At 58.1% G+C, this 18381-nt stretch carries 16 protein-coding genes; 13 read left to right on the top strand and 3 right to left on the bottom strand.

Annotation, left to right across the window (positions count from 1 at the left end; translation table 11 throughout):
* The first annotated feature begins 127 nt into the window (after positions 1-127).
* The gene (locus tag ACIX8_RS21800; RefSeq protein WP_014267559.1) at positions 128-514 is read left to right on the top strand and encodes a hypothetical protein; all 387 of its coding nucleotides are present in this window, start codon (positions 128-130) and stop codon (positions 512-514) included.
* Between the two features lie 195 nt (positions 515-709).
* A complete protein-coding gene (locus ACIX8_RS21795; RefSeq protein WP_044177273.1) occupies positions 710-1408 on the top strand; it encodes a hypothetical protein in 699 nt (232 codons plus the stop codon).
* Positions 1409-1544: 136 nt separating this feature from the next.
* Here ACIX8_RS21795 and ACIX8_RS21790 read toward each other — a convergent pair whose 3' ends face one another.
* Positions 1545-2963, bottom strand: coding sequence for an MATE family efflux transporter (locus ACIX8_RS21790; protein ID WP_014267557.1), 1419 nt, complete (start codon positions 2961-2963; stop codon positions 1545-1547).
* 315 nt (positions 2964-3278) lie between these two features.
* Between ACIX8_RS21790 and ACIX8_RS21785 the strand changes: the two genes are divergently transcribed.
* Positions 3279-3599, top strand: coding sequence for a GIY-YIG nuclease family protein (locus ACIX8_RS21785; protein WP_014267556.1), 321 nt, complete (start codon positions 3279-3281; stop codon positions 3597-3599).
* Between the two features lie 324 nt (positions 3600-3923).
* Positions 3924-4982, top strand: a complete 1059-nt coding sequence (locus tag ACIX8_RS21780; protein WP_014267554.1) for an aldo/keto reductase — start codon at positions 3924-3926, stop codon at positions 4980-4982.
* A gap of 90 nt (positions 4983-5072) precedes the next feature.
* Here the strand turns inward: ACIX8_RS21780 and ACIX8_RS21775 are convergent, their stop codons facing one another.
* Positions 5073-5666 carry a TetR/AcrR family transcriptional regulator gene (locus ACIX8_RS21775; protein ID WP_014267553.1) on the bottom strand — a complete coding sequence of 198 codons (594 nt, stop codon included), beginning with the start codon at positions 5664-5666 and terminating at the stop codon, positions 5073-5075.
* 119 nt (positions 5667-5785) lie between these two features.
* Here ACIX8_RS21775 and ACIX8_RS21770 point away from each other — a divergent pair, with 119 nt between their 5' ends.
* The 9 genes from ACIX8_RS21770 to ACIX8_RS21730 all read left to right on the top strand — a co-directional run bounded on the left by ACIX8_RS21770 (position 5786) and on the right by ACIX8_RS21730 (position 16612).
* Positions 5786-7417: a DHA2 family efflux MFS transporter permease subunit gene (locus ACIX8_RS21770; protein WP_014267552.1), complete on the top strand. Its 1632-nt coding sequence runs from the start codon at positions 5786-5788 to the stop codon at positions 7415-7417.
* 575 nt (positions 7418-7992) lie between these two features.
* Entirely contained in the window at positions 7993-9960 is a 1968-nt protein-coding gene (locus tag ACIX8_RS21765) for an NHL repeat-containing protein (protein WP_014267551.1), read from the top strand.
* A gap of 373 nt (positions 9961-10333) precedes the next feature.
* Complete coding sequence (yajC, locus tag ACIX8_RS21760; protein WP_014267550.1) at positions 10334-10651, top strand: preprotein translocase subunit YajC; 318 nt, start codon at positions 10334-10336, stop codon at positions 10649-10651.
* Positions 10652-10782: 131 nt separating this feature from the next.
* Positions 10783-12360 (top strand): protein translocase subunit SecD, encoded by a 1578-nt coding sequence (gene secD, locus ACIX8_RS21755; protein ID WP_014267549.1) that lies wholly within the window; start codon positions 10783-10785, stop codon positions 12358-12360.
* A gap of 99 nt (positions 12361-12459) precedes the next feature.
* Positions 12460-13422: a protein translocase subunit SecF gene (secF, locus tag ACIX8_RS21750; RefSeq protein WP_014267548.1), complete on the top strand. Its 963-nt coding sequence runs from the start codon at positions 12460-12462 to the stop codon at positions 13420-13422.
* 364 nt (positions 13423-13786) lie between these two features.
* Complete coding sequence (locus ACIX8_RS21745; RefSeq protein ID WP_014267547.1) at positions 13787-14536, top strand: energy transducer TonB; 750 nt, start codon at positions 13787-13789, stop codon at positions 14534-14536.
* Positions 14537-14733: 197 nt separating this feature from the next.
* The gene (locus ACIX8_RS21740) at positions 14734-15483 is read left to right on the top strand and encodes a MotA/TolQ/ExbB proton channel family protein (RefSeq protein ID WP_014267546.1); all 750 of its coding nucleotides are present in this window, start codon (positions 14734-14736) and stop codon (positions 15481-15483) included.
* Between the two features lie 177 nt (positions 15484-15660).
* Complete coding sequence (locus tag ACIX8_RS21735; RefSeq protein WP_014267545.1) at positions 15661-16101, top strand: biopolymer transporter ExbD; 441 nt, start codon at positions 15661-15663, stop codon at positions 16099-16101.
* A 70-nt stretch (positions 16102-16171) separates the two neighbouring features.
* On the top strand, positions 16172-16612 hold the full coding sequence (locus tag ACIX8_RS21730) for a biopolymer transporter ExbD (RefSeq protein ID WP_014267544.1): 441 nt from the start codon (positions 16172-16174) through the stop codon (positions 16610-16612).
* A 341-nt stretch (positions 16613-16953) separates the two neighbouring features.
* Here the strand turns inward: ACIX8_RS21730 and hemL are convergent, their stop codons facing one another.
* A complete protein-coding gene (gene hemL, locus ACIX8_RS21725; RefSeq protein ID WP_014267543.1) occupies positions 16954-18267 on the bottom strand; it encodes a glutamate-1-semialdehyde 2,1-aminomutase in 1314 nt (437 codons plus the stop codon).
* Between the last annotated feature and the right edge of the window lie 114 nt (positions 18268-18381).

Raw genomic sequence — 18381 nt, 5'->3', positions numbered from 1 at the left:
CTATTCCGGTACCCGCGTCGCTTTTCCCAAAGAAATCGGCGCGGGAGTCCCGGTTTTCGGCGTATAAATAGACCCCAAATAGCTTCAGAACTGCTTTTACGACCAATTCCATTTGAGAGGGTTCGTGATGAAAATCGTCAATTTAATCGTACGTCTTCTGCTCGGCCTGGTCTTCGTGGTCTTTGGGCTCAACGGGTTTCTGCACTTTATTCCAATGCCTCCTCCGACGGGGACCGCCGCGCAGTTTCTGGGAGCGATGTTTGTCTCTCACTACCTGGTCGCCGTCTTCCTGTTGCAACTGATCCCTGGAGTGCTGCTGTTGATCAATCGCTTCGTGCCGCTGGCTCTTACCCTGCTGGGCCCGGTGATCGTCAACATTCTCCTGTTCCATATCAGCATGAACCCGGCAGGACTTCCGCTGCCGCTGGTGGTGACCGTGCTCTGGCTGGTAACGGCGTGGAGCGTGCGTTCAGCCTTCGCAGGAATCTTCCAGCAGAACGTGCCGGAAGAGTAAGCTGCGAAAGCTGCGGCCATCACAGACTCACCACAAACCGGCCATAAACCCGCCACGAAATTGTCATCTCGACCGAAGGCGGCGTTCTTTGCCGCCGTAGTGGAGAGACCTGCAGTTTGCCTGCGCCGGAAATATCGCCCGCACAGGCAGCCTGCAGGTCTCTTCGCTGCGTGATACGCTTTTGCTCAAATGGGAATGGATAACGAAGGAAAACGGCTCCGCGAAATCTACGCGGAACAGAGTGATGAAGACCTGCTGGAGCTGCATCAGGAGCGGGAAGACCTCACGCAGGTTGCGCAGGACGCACTGGCCCAGGTGATGAAGGACCGCGGGCTTACACCGCAGACCGCGGAGATTGTGCAAGACACGCCAATATCCCAATCGGCTTTGATTGAAGACGGATTTCTTCTTGAAGATGAAACCGCTCTTTGGGTCTTTAGTGATGCGATTCAGGCCAGTCAGGCCATCCAGCACATGACAGAATCTGGGATTGCCTTTCGAATGCTGGATAAGAGTGAGACAACCTGGAACGGGCTAAAAAGTCGCAACCTTGTTGGGCTCCTCATGGTTGTAAAGATGGCAGACGCATCGCGTGCAGCAAATTTGCTGCATGAAACGATGGGCCTATTCCCCTTGCCTGAGGGCGATGGTGAGCATCGCAGCCCGCTCAATCCTGTTGAGGGCCTTACATTTCTGGCGATGTTCGATTTGCATGAGGCGCTGATTGCGGCGCAGGTCCTTGGCGAAGCGGGGATCTCCTATCTCTGGCGTGATGGACGCGATGAGACCGCAGAGCTTCCGGACGAAGAAACCGTAGCCATCGAAGTGCGGCAATCGAAGCTCGAAGAGGCAACGGCCCTGATTGAAAGACGGTTCGCAGCTTTAGCAGAGTAAGAGATTGCGACTTTATTCAAGGCCATCTCTGGAGCAATTGCGCTTTGCGCAATTAGATGAAATACCGCAATGGGACTGGTCTAGAACGCCCTTCAACGCTGATTTTTATCGTGCGAATTTGGGCTGAAAAGCTCCCTCAAATACTCGAAGCCTGTTGCGCCCGCCTCATCGTCTGCGCCAGCGACTTCGTCGTCCTATGCCACAGCGCCAGCAACATCAGCGCGGCGGCGGTCAACGCAATGAGTAATCCCCACCACAGTCCGGCCGCACCCAGATGCGCGCGAAAGGCCAGCAGCACCCCGAGCGGCATACCAATCGCCCAGTAGCAGAGAACCTGCGTATAGAGCGGCGCGGTCGTGTTGCCTGCGCCGCGCAGCGCGCCCGTAGCGGTGATCTGTACACCATCGAAGAATTGAAATCCTGCGGCTACGAACAACAACGGCACAGCAGCACGGATGACATCCTGATCAGGCGTAAAGAGACGAGCAACCGTCGCCGGGATCGTGAGAAACACCACGGCCGCGACCAGCATGAAGGCAGAGCCCAGCCCGATGCCGCACCAGCCGGCGAGTGCAGCCTGCGCGATCGTGGCGGCTCCGGTGCGGATGCGTCCCACCGCATGGCCGACGCGCACCGCGGTGGCCGAAGAGATCGCCAGGGGAACCATGAACGTGGTGCTCGCACACTGCAGCGCGACCTCATGCCCGGCCAGCGTCAACGCCCCCATCGTCGCGACCAGCGAGGTGACGAGTGCAAAGATCGCAATCTCGATCAGCAGGGAAGCGCCCGCCGGAGCGCCCAGCACAAACAGCTTGCGCAGATGCTGAACCTCGATCCGCCGCGAGACCGTGCGGAGGCCATAGTCGCCCTGCTGGTCGGCCCACAGCACCGCGAAGAGCAGCACCGCCATGAGATACAGCCGCGCGAAGCTGGTGGACCATGCCGAGCCCTCGACACCGAAGGCTGGAATCGCAATCGTGTGTCCGAGAATCTGCCAGCGATGTCCAAACATCATCAGCCAGTCTCCGGCAATATTCACGAGGTTCGCGGAGATGAGCGCGAAGGCAATCGGGCGGCCGTGATGCGTGGCCTGCAGGTAACGCCGCAGCGTGAAGTAGAGCAGCAGCGGCAGAGTGCCGTAGTTCAATCCCCACATCGCCGGGACAGCCTGCGCCAGCACGGCGCGATCGACCGGCATATACATCAGCAGCGTTGGGCCTGCGGCGAACAGCGTCATCAGCACACCGCTGAGGATGACAGCCATCACAAGACCGTGCAGCAGCCAGCGATTGGCCTGCTGCATCTCCTTGGCCCCGAAGGCCTGCGAGATCAGCGTGTCCAGCGCCAACAGAATGCCGCCGATGCCGAACACCAGCGTGTTGAAGAGCACCTGTGCGAGCGCTCCGGCGGACATTGCAATGGCCGAGTGCGGCAGCCTTCCCACCATGATCGTATCGACGAGCGACATCGCCACCCAACCCAGCTCGCCCACGATCAGGGGCAGAGCCAGCTTGAGCAGCAACGGCAGTTCGCGGCGGATGTCGGCGGAGCGCATGAGCTAGGGTATCGTACGTCGCGTGAGTATTCCGTTGCGATGGGGTTACATCACAGAGAGGGAGCTTTTGAGCGATCGCTTTTATTGCACTGGCGAACGGTTTGCTGTTGCTGTTGTTTTTGTTCTCTCTGCGGATCACCCCAAAACCGTCATCCTGAGCGAAGTCACTCGCGCACTTTGCGAGTGACGCAGTCGAAGGACCCCGAAGCCGTCCACGTTACCCATGCACCTCACACCTTTTCAACCGCAAATATTCGTGCTCTGGTAGCGGCAATCATCTTCCAGCCGCGACCACAAAACTGCTAGCATCCTGCCATGTCCGGCGGCTATACCTACATCCTCGGCAGCGTTACAGGCACGCTCTACATAGGAGTCACTAGCAATCTATATCTGCGCGTGATGGAACATAAAGACGGCAGATTCGAAGGTTTTGCTGCGACCCACGACTGCAATCGCCTGCTTTACTTCGAGGGCCACGAAGACATCCGAATCTCCATCGCGCGGGAAAAGCAACTCAAAGGCTGGCGGCGCGAGAAGAAGTTAAATCTGATCAGCACGGTCAATCCGGAGTTCAAAGATCTTGCGGAGACCTGGGGATGGAAGATGATCACCGTGCACGAGGAGATGAACCCGTAGCGTTCAAGATGCTTGCCACAAGAGAGTTCGCACCCGGGCCCTGCGGTGGAAAAGGATTGAACTGTATTGGTAAGAAGGGATGCTTCGGGGTCCTTCGACTGCGTCACTCGCAAAGTACGCGAGTGACTTCGCTCAGGATGACGATTTTGGGGGAGGGGAAAGACAAATCCAACAAGCCCTGTTTCAGTTCTTACAACATTTGTCGTACGTACAGTTATCGCACGACTCCTGAGTCGCACAAGCCCCCTCCTGCGTCCAATTGACCAGAGCTCGCTCCTCTCCTGCGCAAGGAGACAGTCACGTACCCCACACCAAAGGACAGTCATGCAATACAAGACACTCGGCAACACCGGTTTACTCGTCTCCAGCCTTTGTTTCGGCACCATGACCTTCAGCGGCGGCTCGGGCATCTGGAAGCTTATCGGCACCGTCGATCAAGCGGGAGCCGACGATCTCGTCAAAGCCAGCATTGAAGCCGGCATCAACTTCTTCGATACGGCCGATGTCTACTCTGACGGCGAGAGCGAAAAGACGCTCGGCCAGTCGCTCAAGAACCTCAACATCGCGCGCAAGGATATGGTGATCGCAACCAAGGTCTTCGGCCGCGTCGGCCCGGGCCGCAACGATGTCGGAGCTTCGCGCGGACATATCATGGACGGCGTCGAAGCCAGCCTGCGCCGCCTGCAGACCGACCACATCGACCTCTATCAAATTCACGCCAGCGACTCGATCACTCCGGTTGAAGAGACGCTGCGTGCGCTCGACACTCTCGTGCAGCAGGGCAAGGTCCGCTACATCGGAGCCTCGAACTGGCAGGCCTGGAAGCTCTCCAAGGCTCTCGGCATCTCCGAGTTCAAGAACCTCGCGCGCTTCGACACGCTGCAGGCCTACTACTCCATAGCCGGACGCGACCTCGAGCGCGAGATTGTGCCGCTGCTCGAAGCGGAGAAGACGGGGCTGCTCGTCTGGAGCCCGCTCGCGGGTGGGCTGCTCTCCGGCAAGTTCAGCCGTGAAAACCAGAAGCCTGAAGGCACGCGCCGCTCCGAGTTCGATTTCCCCATCGTCGACAAGGAACGTACGTGGAAGATCCTCGATGCGATCGCTCCCATCGCGAAGGCCCACGGTTGCAGTGCGGCTCGCATCTCGCTCGCGTGGCTGCTGTCAAAGCCTGTGGTGACGTCGATCATCATCGGAGCCAAGCGACTCGACCAGTTGCAGGACAACATCGCCGCCGTCGAGGTTAAGCTGACTGCGGACGAGATCAAGCAGCTCGATGAGGTAAGCGCTCTATCGCCGGAGTATCCCGGCTGGATGCTGCCGTTCCAGAACGCGAACCGTCTGGACCCCGCAGTCGCCAGACCGACGAGCAGCGAGGCGAAGTAGATCGTTCTTGTCACTAAAAACTGTCATCTCGACCGGAGGCGGCGTTCTTTGCCGCCGCCTCCGGTCGAGATGACAAGTCAGAGGCGATCTCTACGAACACTTCGTGGCGATCCCATCCAGCACGCATTCGAGCATGGCGCAGGCATCCTGCAACGGCTTTTTCGTGCCTTCGATGCGGCTCATCATCAGGGAGCCTTCGAGCATGGAGATCATAGTGTTGGCAATACTCTGCGGCTCTATCGTCTGGCGAATCTCCCCGTGCTCGATGCCGGTCTTCACGATATTGCTGATCCGAGCCTTCCACGCCTGGATGCCGTCGCGGACGAGTTCTCGCAGTACGGGGTTGCCATCGTCGGCATCGATGGCGGTATTCAGCAGCGGACAGCCGCCCGGCATGGGGGAAGGGGTTGCGACGAACCGCTGTACAACAGAACGCAGCTTCGCCACCGAGCCTTCGATGAGCTCCAGGTCTTCCGTCCGCGTCTTGACGCACTGGGCAAGCGCAAACCGGAACGCCTCCGCAGCCAGCTCTTCCTTGTTGGCAAAGTGGCGATACAGTCCACCCTTCTCCAGCCCGGTAGCCTCCATGATGTCCTGCATGGAACACCCGGTAAACCCACGCTGATTGAAGATCGGTGCGGCAGCAGCGATAATCCTCTGCCTGGTCAGCTCTCCCTTGGCCACTGCGAAACCTCCGTGGGAGAAGAATATGAAAAAAGTCGCATCAGTTTCCTCTCTCTCTGAATCAGATGTAAAAGAGACCGACTAGTCTCTAAAAAATTTCAGCTTGTGAGGACTTGTCCGTGGCTACCGCTGTTGCCCCGTTACCCCAGAAAGCTACACAACGCGCCGCTTCGGGGTTCCCCACGATCAATCCCTGGATCGTGGCGCTGACGGTTACGCTCGCAACCTTCATGGAGCTGCTCGATACCTCCATCGCCAACGTGTCGCTGCCTTATATTGCCGGTGGCCTGGGCCGCTCGTTCGATGAAGTGACCTGGATTCTCACGACCTATCTCGTGGCAAACGCGGTCGTTCTGCCGATGTCGGCCTGGCTGTCCCGGGTCTTTGGCCGCAAGAACTACTACATGGCCTGTGTCGCTCTGTTTACCGTCACATCCTTCTTCTGCGGTATCGCACCTACGCTCGGCTTCATGCTCATGGCCCGCGTTCTTCAGGGAATCGGCGGCGGCGGCTTGGCTCCGGTCGAACAGGCCATCCTGGTCGACACCTTTCCTCCTGCCAAACGGGCTACCGCGTTTGCTCTCTATACCGTCGCGATCGTTACGGCTCCCGCCATCGGCCCGGTGCTCGGCGGCTGGATCACCGACAACTACAACTGGCGCTGGGTCTTCCTGATCAACATTCCCATCGGTATTCTTTCGCTCTTCCTTACTAATCGCTTCGTGCACGATCCGCCGTCTTTCGCGGAGGAGCGCAAGTCCGCCCGTTCGGCTAACGGAAAGCTCCGCGTCGATGGTGTCGGCATCGCGCTGATCGGCCTGGGCTCGGCAGCGCTTGAGGTGTTGCTCGACCGTGGACAGATCGATGACTGGTTTGGTTCACCCTTTATCTGCTGGATGTTTGGCATTGGCGTCACCTGCATCGGGATTGCCATCTTCTGGGAGCTGCACCACCCCGATCCCGTTATCGAGCTGCGCCTGTTGAAGGTGCGCAACTTCGCCATCTCGAACATCTTCTACTTCGTCTTCGGCTTCGGTCTCTTCGCTTCAACAACGATGATCCCGCAGATGCTGCAATCGCTCTACGGCTACCGCGCCATTGATGCCGGCCTGGTGCTCGGGCCGGGGGCTCTCGTCATCACGCTGCTCGCGCCGGTCGGAGCCCAACTCGTCCAGCGGGGCATCATTCATCCGCGCATCTTGCTCTTTGGCGCGGTCATGGTGGTGGGAATATCGTTCATTCACTACAGCCACTTCAATCTCCAGACGGACTATGGCCATTACGCTCTGGCTCGCGGGCTTCAGGGGTTGGGCTATGCGTTCTTCTTCGTTCCGCTCTCAGTGCTCTCGTACTCGCAGTTGCGGCCCGACCAGAACAATAAGGCGTCATCGCTGACGAACTTCTTCCGCAACTGGGGTGGAAGCTTCGGTATCGCCTTTGTGACGACCATGTCCGAGCGCCGCCAGAACTTCCATCAGGTGAGGGTGGGCTCGAACCTGCCCTCGTCGTCTCCGTTCCTGCAACAGGCGGTGCAGCAGACTACGGCCTATCTGCAATCGCATGGCTTCTCCCATGCGGATGCCGTCAAGGCCGCCTATCTCCGCTACTACGATCAGTTGGGGTCACAGACTCGTCTGCTGGCTTTTATGGACTGCTTCTTCGTGATCGGCGTCATCACGCTGGTCGCGGCGCCGCTTGTTCTGCTCTCGAAGAACTTCAAGGTTGGGGGCAAGGCGCCGGCAGCGCACTAACTATATAGAGGTGAGGCCGGGAGGGAGAGGGGATACTGTCCGGGGGCTGGAAGAACTTTGCCAAGTCTCATCAGGAAGTGTGTCTGCCCTCTGGGCGCTTGTCCTGAAACCACGTCTGGTGTTTGTGTGTTGCTTATGCGGTACAGACCCGGTATCTGCAATGAGCCGTTGCGCAGGCGCATTCTCTTCCGGACCAAGTCTGTTACCTTCATGAATCACAATCAGGGTTGGATCTTTACGCATACAACTACTTGCTGATGTAAACTAAGCCCAAGTTTAAGAATTTTTTTGGATCACTAACTTTACTTCTTGACATCGACTTCGATCTCAACCAGTCTAGTCAGTGGGTTTCTGTCAGGTCGCTGCACGCTAGTAACCAAACAAACCAACTCCTAACTGCACTGCAAACTCTAACCGTAATCGGGCCACTGTCTCTAAAACTTCCACCGGGCTACTTTATAAGCCACAGTCGAGCTGTTTCGACTGTGTTTCCGGGCCCTCGTCTTGTTGGGCCTCAAACATCTATTCAGGTTTACTGTTTATTCGAACTTGAAGGTTGTATTAAGGAGATTCCTATGAAAATCCATCGTTTATCGCTTCCCGTCACCGTTAGCCTCGTTGGACTTATAGGAGTCCTGGGCCTTAGCGGTTGCTCGTCAAATTTTGGAGACTCGGCGAACGTTGCCAGTCAAACCGCCATGAGCATTAAAGGCATCGTGCACGGTGGCCAGCAGGGTCTGGTCGGTGCGCATGTCTACATGTTTGCCGCAGGCGTAGATACCTATGGCGAGGCTTCAACCTCGCTGCTGACTGCAGGACCCACGACCTCTTCCGACGGAACGAACTTCTTTACCACCACGGATGGCGGCGGCAACTTCAATATCGGCGGAGAGTTCGCCTGCACTGCCAATACGAATGTCTATCTTTACGCGACCGGCGGAGATCCTGGTGTAGGCACCGGCGATAACTCGGGTGCAGGCTTGCTGGCTGTTGTCGGCGAATGCGGAGCCGGCAATACCTTCCCCAGCACGGTTACCAATATCTACATGAATGAGGCCAGCACGATCGCTGCGGCTTATGCGCTGGCGGGTTACACCACCGACCCCACGCATATCTCTGCTCCCACGGCGCATTCCACACAGGCGCAGACTGGTGTCACCAACGCCTTCAATAACGCCGTCAACCTGGTGGTTCAGGCCACTGGAGCTGTTCCGGCGAAGACGACTGCCGGCAACGGTACCGTGCCTCAGGTCGAGCTCAACACGCTGGCGGACATCCTCGCGGGTTGCATCAACTCGACTGGTCCGACCTCCAGCGGCTGCGCAACGCTCTTTGCCAACGCGCCGAATACGGCCGGCGTCCTTCCGACAAATACGGCACAGGCTGCGATCAACATCGCTCAGCATCCGGGCGCGCATGTGAGTGCGCTTCTGAATCTGGCTACCAATGCAGGTCCGTTCCAGCCCTTCGAGACCAGCGCCACTGATTTTTCAGTTGGCATTGTCTACACCGATCCCACGATCCAGGCCCCGCGCACCATCGCTATCGATGCTGTGGGCAATGCCTGGATCACGAATGCCACCTCCAATGTCGTTACGGAGCTCTCCAGCACGGGTAAGGTTCTCTCCGGTACGACCGGCTTCGGTAAAGGCGGACTCTTCTCTCCGTCCGGCCTCGCGATCGACGCTACAACGGGTACTGCCTGGGTCACTAACCTGAGTACTCCTGGCCTCCTCCAGCCGAACCACGTCAGGACGTTGAACTCCTCAGGTGCTCTGTCCGGCGATTTCTCGGGTAGCTCCATCAATCTGCCTGATACCGTCTCTGTCGATGGTCTGGGTAATGCCTGGATTCCCAACACCGGCGGTGTTGGCGGCGCCATCATCGCCGGTGTCACCGAGATCACGCGCGCTGGAACCATTCCTTCGGGAGCAGCTGGTTACACTGTTGGCCTCGTCAATCAACCCGTCGGTAGCGCCATCGATGCTTCCGGCAACCTTTGGATGGCTTCTTCTACGGTTGCCAATGTCCTCCAGATGAATGGAGCCAGCACCGCGAACACAGGTTCGTTCACGGTTCATCTCCTCTCCGGCGGAATTCTGGGCGGCACAGGTCTTGCTATCGATAATGGTGGCAATGTCTGGGTGGCTAGCACGGGATTGGTCGGCCTGCTGGGTGGAATCAACAAGGTCACCACCAGCGGTACGGTCACCTCTGTTGCTCCTTACCAGGGACCCCTGCTCACGACACCGACGGGCATTGCTCTCGACAGTGCAGGCCATGCCTGGGCCGTCAACAATAGCACGAACGCTCTCGTCGAGCTCAATAATGATGGTTCGCTCGCAGCCAGCAATGGCTTTAGCATTCCCAGCACCGCCGGATCCTTCAGCATTGCTCTCGATAGCTCGGGCGATATCTGGATCCCCAACAGCGCCCCTAACGGCACCTCTGTCACGGAGATCATCGGTCTTGCAGCGCCGGTCGTCACCCCGCTGGCAGGAAACCTCATCGCTCCCTACGGCAATCCTGCTTCGCGCCCCTAGTCAAAGGGTGTGAGGTATCGCTTGCAGAAGATCGGCGGCACGGGTTCAACCGTGCCGCCGATCTTCGTTTAAGTCAGCTTGTACTGGGGCATGCGGTGTTTCTGCCCGGTGGTCAGAGTTTTCCGATCACTGCCGCGTGCAATACACGGCCAATCGCGTGATTTCCTTGACATCACCGCCCGGCTACGCGATGCTTAATCCTCAGGTGTGATTGACTGGGAACGGTAGAGGTGTGTCTGGACGATCTGTCTGGAGCACGGCCGGTTCCGGTGTCTGCCTATCCGGGCAGCAGTATCCCCGAAAACTTTATGGAAGACGTGATCAGACGAGAGCTTTCGCTTGAGAGTCCGGTCACGGCAGCAGGACGTGCAGCTTGAGCTTTCTCGCGTTAGCGTTTGCCGGTTTTGGCGGCTTTGGGTCGTTGGGTAGTTTGCCACTGCTCGTGATCATGTTTGTAGCCATGTACCTTTTGCTCATTGTGCCGAACCAGCGCAAGCAGAAGCAGTGGCAATCGATGCTGGCTCAGTTGAAGCCCGGCGACAAGGTAACAACCAACGGTGGCATGCGCGGCACGGTCGTCAACGTCAAGGACGATGTGCTGGTCATTCGCACTCAGCCTGACGGGGTCAAGTTCGAGATCGTCCGCAGCGCCATCGCAGCCGTCACCGCCGAGGAAGAATCCAAGTCGTAGGCGGGCCGGAGATGTTGTTACTACGGCGAAAGCTGATGCAGGGATTTCCAAGGGCCACAGAGATTCGCAAGGAAAAATGTAAGGGCCGCGGCGACGTTTAGGTCGCGGAATCTTGAAGGAACAACAATAAGATGGGCAAGAATCTGGCCGGCAAAACAGGCTTTATTATCGCGGTCCTGGTGATTTTCGTGTACGGGATCTTCGGCATTCCGCACGGCAGCCTCAAGCAGTCGATCACTGACCGTATCCACCTCGGGCTCGATCTCCGCGGCGGCACGCACCTTGTATTGAAGGTGAACGTGGCGGAGGCGCTTAATAGCGCCACCGATCGCGATGTGCAGCGGCTGGACAGCGCGATTCCCGGTGTGACGGCAGCCAAGCTTGATCCTGCGCATCCTGAGGTCATTACAATCAGTGGCTTTCAGCCCGCGCAGCAGAGCAGCGTTCACGACACGCTCACTAGCAACGACTATGCCGCGTATGACGTGACGACTGCCTCTACGGGCGGGTACGTGCTCACGATGAAGCAGTCGGCTATCGCCGATCTCGAAAAGCGCACGCTGGATCAATCCATTGAGACCATTCGTCAGCGCGTTGACTCGCTGGGCGTTTCCGAGCCGGTCATCGAGCAGTACGGTCTGGGCGACAACGAGATTCTCGTGCAGCTCCCCGGCGTCGACGATCCAGGTCACGTGGAAAGCATTATCCAGTCCACAGCCAAGCTTGAGATTCATGCTGTTGTGGGTTCCTATCCCGACGAACAACAGGCGATGACTGCTTTGAATGGCGTCCTTCCTCCCGATCAGGAGTTGGTCAAGGGCTCCAGCGGCATAGGCGGCCCCGATCAAGTCTACCTTCTGCAGCGCGCATCGATCGTTGAGGGCACCGACTTCCGCGACGCCACGCCGCAGACCGATGAAAATGGCAGGCCGGACATTGGCTTCACCCTGACGACCGAAGCTGGCGAGCGTTTCTATAAGTACACCGATGCCAACAAGGGCACAGGGTCGATGGCGATTGTCCTCGAGAACCGTGTCAAAGAGGTCGCGACCATTCAGCAGGCGATTCGCGACTCCGGCCGTATCACCGGTGGATTTACGCAGCAGCAGGCCCAGGATCTCAGCATGATGCTGCGCACGGGTTCTCTGCCGGCTTCTATCTCTTACCTTGAGACTCGCTCTGTCGGACCGTCGCTTGGCGCGGCAAGTATCCATCAGGGGGTCGTTGCTGCAGTTGCCGGCATGTTGGCTGTGATGGTCTTCATGCTGATCTACTATCGCGGCGCGGGCATCAATGCCGATCTGGCGCTGTTTCTCAATCTTGTGATCCTGCTCGGTTTCATGGGCTTCACGCACGCCGTGCTGACGCTGCCGGGTATCGCCGGCGTCATCCTGACGATCGGTATGGGCGTCGATTCGAACGTGCTGATCTTCGAGCGCATCCGCGAAGAGTTGCGGCTGGGTAAGACGACCGCCGCAGCGGTGCAGGAGGGCTTCGCCCATGCCTGGATTACCATCGTCGATACGCACGTCACGACGATCGTTTCGGCGGGCATCCTGTTCCTCTTTGGGACCGGTCCAGTCAAGGGTTTCGCGGTCACGCTGACCTTCGGTCTGTTGGCCAACATCTTTACTGCGGTGTTTGTCTCGCGCGTCATCTTCGACTATCTGCTCAGCAAGAAGGAACGCGGCGCAGCACTGTCGATTTAGTTACAGCGATTAACCGTTCGCCGCCAGTTTTCGCTGCGGCAACGGTAAAGAAAAAGCTAGAAGCCAGTGGCTGCTCACTGGCAGCTCAAGGATTGAAACGTGGAACTGTTTCGTAGCTCAAATATCGACTGGCTGGGGAAGAAGTGGTACTTCCTCGGTTTCTCTCTGATCTTTTCGGTCGCCGGCATTCTCAGCATGGCATTCTGGCACCATATTCCGCTAGGTGTCGATTTCCGTGGCGGCACGCAGATTACGGTTCACTTCGACCAGGCGCCGAATGAAGATCATATCCGTCGTGCTATCGACGCCGCAGGGATCAAGGACCCGACCATCCAGCGCATCTCGGGTGCGAACGGTGCGGCGGTCAACAACGTCATCATCTCCCTGCCAGAATCGACGGCAAGCGATAGCGCCCACGATCAGGGCCGCTCCACGATTGAGAACGCCTTGAACGCGAACTATCATGACTCTGGTTTCTCGGTGCAGCAGGTCGACATCGTCGGCCCAACCGCCGGTAAGCAGCTCCAGCATCAGGCTTGGCTGGCGACGATCTACTCGCTGATCGGAATGCTCGTCTATCTCTGGTTCCGGTTCGAGCTGATCTATGGCGTCGCGGCTGTCGTCGCGGTCTTCCATGACACGCTTATTACGGTTGGCTTCTTCAGCCTGACGAATCAGGAAATCTCTCTCACGGTCATCGCGGCGATCCTGACGCTGATCGGTTATTCGATGAACGACACGATCGTGGTCTTCGACCGTATCCGTGAAAACCTCGCCTCCAGCCGGCGCGAGTCGCTCTCCGATGTGGTCAACCGCAGCATCAACCAGACGCTGAGCCGGACGGTCATCGCCTCGGGTCTGACGTTCCTCACCGTTCTCAGCCTGTACCTGTTCGGCGGCGAAGTGCTACACGGCTTCTCCTTCGCCCTGGTGGTCGGCATCCTGATCGGAACGTACTCATCGATCGCAGTGGCGGCTCCCATGCTGGTTGCCTATCAGGACTGGCGCACCAGGAGCGGCAAGAAGGCCACCCTGCCCGCAGCACGGGGCACCCGGCGGTAAGCTGCTTATTTCTCCGGAGACAAGGCCCTCGCCCACGCGAGGGCCTTTGCTGTTGGCTTGCCTTTCTCCCTGGCTTATTGGGCGCTGAATCGCTAACGAAAGCCCAAGAAGAATTCACTGCGTCGAGAGGAGATGACAACTCTTGCATGATTGAGGTAGAAATATCAGACGCTAAATAGGCGTTGCCTATTCCGACCATGGGGTTTCGCTTTACCGTCACTCGGTACCCGTCAACTTGGGATAGGATGAGCAACAAGCAGCAAACCAGGTAGTCTCCCAAACAAGTCAATAGCGAGTTGGGAACAATTTAAGTCTCTGTGGTGTCTAAGGCAAATAGCTATCCCTCGCGGGACCGAGGTTGCATATGTTTGAAGATTCAATGATGGAATCCGGCGGAAAGATCAAGACCGCATCCAGGTACTGGATGATCGCCTCAGCATTTTTCTGGGGCACGCTCTTGGCGATCATGATCCTGATTCCGCTGATCGATCCAGAAGCGCTGCCAAAGAACTCCCTGGCAGCTTCAATCTCCGCCCCACCGCCTCCTCCACCGCCCCCGCCTCCCCCACCGCCTCCGGCGGCTGTGGTGAAGCCGGTGCATATGGTGTCGGAGATCGACCAGGGTCTTCACGCGCCCACCAAGATTCCTAAAGACATCAAGATGTTGAAGGAAGATGCTGCACCCCCACCGCCTTCGTCTGCGGGCGTGGCCGGTATGGCGGGTATGGCTGGTGGCTCTGCCGGTGGCATCATGGGCGGCATGGCTGGTAGCACGGGTGCTGGTCCGGCTATCGTCGTCGCCAAGCCTAAGCCGCAGGGTCCGGCCCGTATCTCGGGTGGTGTGATCGCGGGTAACATTCTCGTCAAGACGCAGCCGGTCTATCCTCCGATCGCTCGCGCCGCGCACCAGGGTGGAACTGTTGTACTGCATGCCATCATCTCGAAGACCGGCGGCATCATAAGCCTGACGGTCATCAGCGGTCCGGCGATGTTGCAGGGCGCCGCACTCGATGCCGTCAAGACATGGAAGTACAAGCCGTATCTCTTGAACGGTGAGCCTACCGAGGTCGACACGACCATCATGGTGAACTTCAACCTCAACGGCGGTGGCTGATATCAAGCCGGCAGCTTCAACTGGCCCCGACTCTCTTCGGCCAGTTGAAGCGAAGCGCAACTACAATATTCTCGTCTAACGCGGCAGGTTGTTGTGGTTGCCGTACTCTTCAGATCAGGTTCAACAGCTTCAACTTCGCGCCTGTCCGGCTCGATCAAGTCCAAGTTCGTTCAAGTTAACCAGGAGGAAAGAATTCAGTGATTCTCGCTCATCTCATCAACGTTGCTCACGCCCACACCACCTCGCTCGCCATGTTCCTTCAGGATTCCGGTTCTGAAGTAGGTTTCAGCATTCCCCAGCTCTGGGCGCAAATGGGCTGGCCTGCGAAGTGCGTCGTCATCATCCTCTTCATCATGTCGATCTGGTCGTTGGCTGTGATCATCGATCGCGCTCTCTACTTCTCGGCTGCCCGCAAGCAGTCTCGTGAGTTTGCTCCCAAGGTTGCCGGCGCTCTCAAGGAAGGCCGTCTGGACGAGGCGATCAAGGTTGCCGATCGTTCGAAGAAGTCTCACCTTGCTGAAGTGGTTACCGCTGGTCTCAGCGAGTTCCGCAGCTTCGGTTCGGGCGGCGCGATCACCCCAGAGCAGGTTGAGAGCTCCAAGCGCGCTCTCGAGCGTGCAGAGTCGATCACCCACGCGAAGCTGAAGAAGGGCCTCAGCGGTCTGGCCACGATCGGTTCCACCGCGCCGTTCATCGGCCTGTTCGGCACCGTTATCGGTATTCTCAACGCCTTCCGTTCGATCGCTTCGTCGAAGAGCTCGGGCATCGGTCAGGTTGCCGGCGGTATCTCGGAAGCTCTGGTTACGACCGCTTTCGGTCTGCTCGTCGCCATCCCTGCCGTTATGTGCTTCAACTACTTCACCAGCAAGGTAGAAGCCTTTGACGTTGAGATGGATAACAGCTCGTCGGAGCTGGTCGACTACTTCATCAAGCAGTCGCACCGCTAAACTGTGCGCCGTTCTGGTTGCAAGACCAGGTAGCGTAACAGTCGAGTAATACATCCTGCGGGAATCACTCTTGGAATACTCCGGACGCCAATGCAACGGCGTCCGGAGGCCTTCATCAGAGGTTCCCGGGGACTCAGTCAGAGCACGGGCTAGGACGCCCGGACGGAGCACACTCTTATGGCAATGGCAAAGCGGGACGAGGGCAAGAAGGTCAACTCGAACATCAACGTGACCCCGATGGTGGACGTCATGCTGGTGCTCCTGATCATCTTCATGGTCGTCACCCCCATGTTGAACAACAAAGTTAACGTAGATCTGCCGACGGTTACCGCATCGACGATCATGGAAAACGCGAATAAGGAAGACGCGATTACGGTTGCTGTTACTCGCGACGGTAAAACCTTCCTTGGCGGCGACCAGGTATCGCTTTCAGACCTCGGCACGAGAGTCGCCGACCTTCTTTCGAAGAAGACAGATCCCGGCGCTGACAAATCGGTATATATGCGTTCGGACTCGCGTGCAAAGTATGGCAAGGTCATGGACACCATCGACGCGATTCGTGTCGCCGGCGTGAGCCAGCTCAACTTGCTGACCGACATCAACCAGCAGAGCAATTAGCAGAATTTGGGCGAAGAAACTCGCTCACAGTTCGATGGAACTAGTTCTGTAAGACATAAGGAGTATCGATATGGGAATGGGTACTGGATCATCGGGCGGATCGGTCTCGGAGATCAACGTTACACCGCTGATCGACGTGCTACTGGTACTGCTCATTATCTTCATGGTCATCGTTCCGACGACGCCGAGAGGGCTTGAGGCACTGGTACCCCAGCCGCCGAAGCAGAACCAACCGCCGCCGCCAGAGAACGACCGCACGATCGTTTTGCAGGTCACCTCACGGCCCGGTGGTGGCGCTCCGGGTTGGAAGATCAACGATCAGGATTTTGCCAAGCAGGATATTACCCCCAAGCTGACGGAGATCTTCGCTACCCGTCAGGAGAAGGTAATGTTCGTCAAGGGCGATCAGGATCTCGATTTCAGCAGCGTTGCTGAGGCTATCGGATTCGGACACTCCGCTGACGTAACCAACATCGGCATCATCACGCCGCAGGTTGAAGCCGGACACTAAGCTGGGATAACGCAGGGATCAAAACTTCCTGCTGCAGTTCTTGTATCACCAAGCGCCCCATCTCACGACAGTTTGTCGTGAGATGGGGCGCTTGTCATTTGTGTGGCTTTCGTGGCCGCGGCTTTGCTGCATCGCGATGGTCATTGCGTAGGCCATACCCTCCCGGTTCTGGCCTGCGCGAGGGAACCTTGTTTGTCCAGGCGACAACAGGTTCCTCCCTTCGCTTCGCCCGAGGGTCGGAATGACAACGGCAACAGCAAAGGCCACAGCCTCAGAAGCCCGAATCCAAAGCAAAATCAGAACAGAGCGGATGAATCGGCAGAAGCGATCTTCAATCGCCTCTACTTCTGAACCTCATGCAGCGCTTCTGCGGCTGCTGCCAGAATGGCATCGACTTCAGCCGGGCCATGTTCTGTAGAGACGAAAGCCGCTTCGAACTGGCTGGGCGGAAGCCATACGCCACGCTCCAGCATGGCACGATGAAAGCGCGCGAAGGCTGCCGTATCTGAGTGGCTTGCCGTTGTGAAGTCTGTAACGGCAGAGGGTGTGAAGAAACAGGTGAACATACTGCCAACACGGTTTGTGGTGAGCGCAATGCCTCGTTCTACGGCGAGACGGGCGATACCTTCGACGATGGCTGCTGTAGTCGCTTCGAGCCTGGTATAGATCGTTTCACGTTGCTCCAGAAGAGATCGAAGGGTCGCAATGCCCGCAGCCATGGCGAGGGGATTGCCGGAGAGTGTTCCTGCTTGATACACGGGGCCCAGCGGTGCGAGGTAGTCCATGATCTCGGCGCGTCCACCGAAGGCTCCCACAGGCAGGCCTCCGCCGATGATCTTGCCCAGGGTGGTGAGGTCGGGCGCTCCTCCCAGTTCGTCCGCAAACAGTTCTTGCGCGCCGCCCGGAGCGAGACGGAAGCCGGTCATGACCTCATCGAAGATCAGTAGCGCACCATGCTTGCGGGTGATCTCGCGCAGACCCTTCAGATACCCGGGGAGCGGCGCGATGGTTCCCGCGTTGCCGACGACGGGCTCGAGAATGACGCAGGCGACTAGCTCAGGATGCGCGGCAAACGCTGCCTCGACCGCAGAGAGATCGTTGTAGGGAAGGGCCAGCGTGTGCATGACCGTCTCGTTGGGAACGCCCGCGGAGCCGGGGATGCCGAAGGTCGCGACGCCGCTGCCGGCTTTTACGAGGAGGGCATCAGCGTGGCCGTGATAGCAACCCTCAAACTTGATGACAAAGGGGCGTCCTGTAAAGCCGCGCGCCAGTCGAATGGCCGACATGCAGGCCTCGGTGCCGGAGCTGACAAAGCGCAGCTTTTGGATGGAGGGGAAGCAGAGCTGAACGAGCTCCGCGAGATCCGCTTCGGCCGCTGTGCTCGCGCCAAACGAGGCGCTGTGCCCAGCGGCCTCGCGGATGGCCTCTACCGCGGGCGGAAACGCATGGCCGAGCAGCATGGGCCCCCAGGAGCCGAAGAGATCGATATAGCGGTTGCCGTCGGCATCGGAGAGATAGGCGCCCTTGGCGCTGACGAGAAACGGTGGGTCTCCACCGACAGCGCGAAACGCTCGAACAGGAGAATCCACACCCCCCGGAAGCAGGGTTTCGGCGCGTCGTTGCAGGGCTTTGGAGCGGGTGAGAGGGAGTGCCATAACCTCAGTATAAAAGTCGGCTGGTAGACTGCGAATTCGCGGTGTAGATAGACGGCCCTTGTGGCCTAATAAAGCCAGCCCCTGTAATCCAGTGAAAGACGTCATCCCTTGGTA

Origin of the sequence: Granulicella mallensis MP5ACTX8, assembly GCF_000178955.2 — a bacterium.
Taxonomy (GTDB): Bacteria; Acidobacteriota; Terriglobia; order Terriglobales; family Acidobacteriaceae; genus Granulicella; species Granulicella mallensis.
The sequence above is the reverse complement of the archived record's forward strand: the minus strand, read 5'-3'. Positions and strand labels throughout refer to the sequence as shown.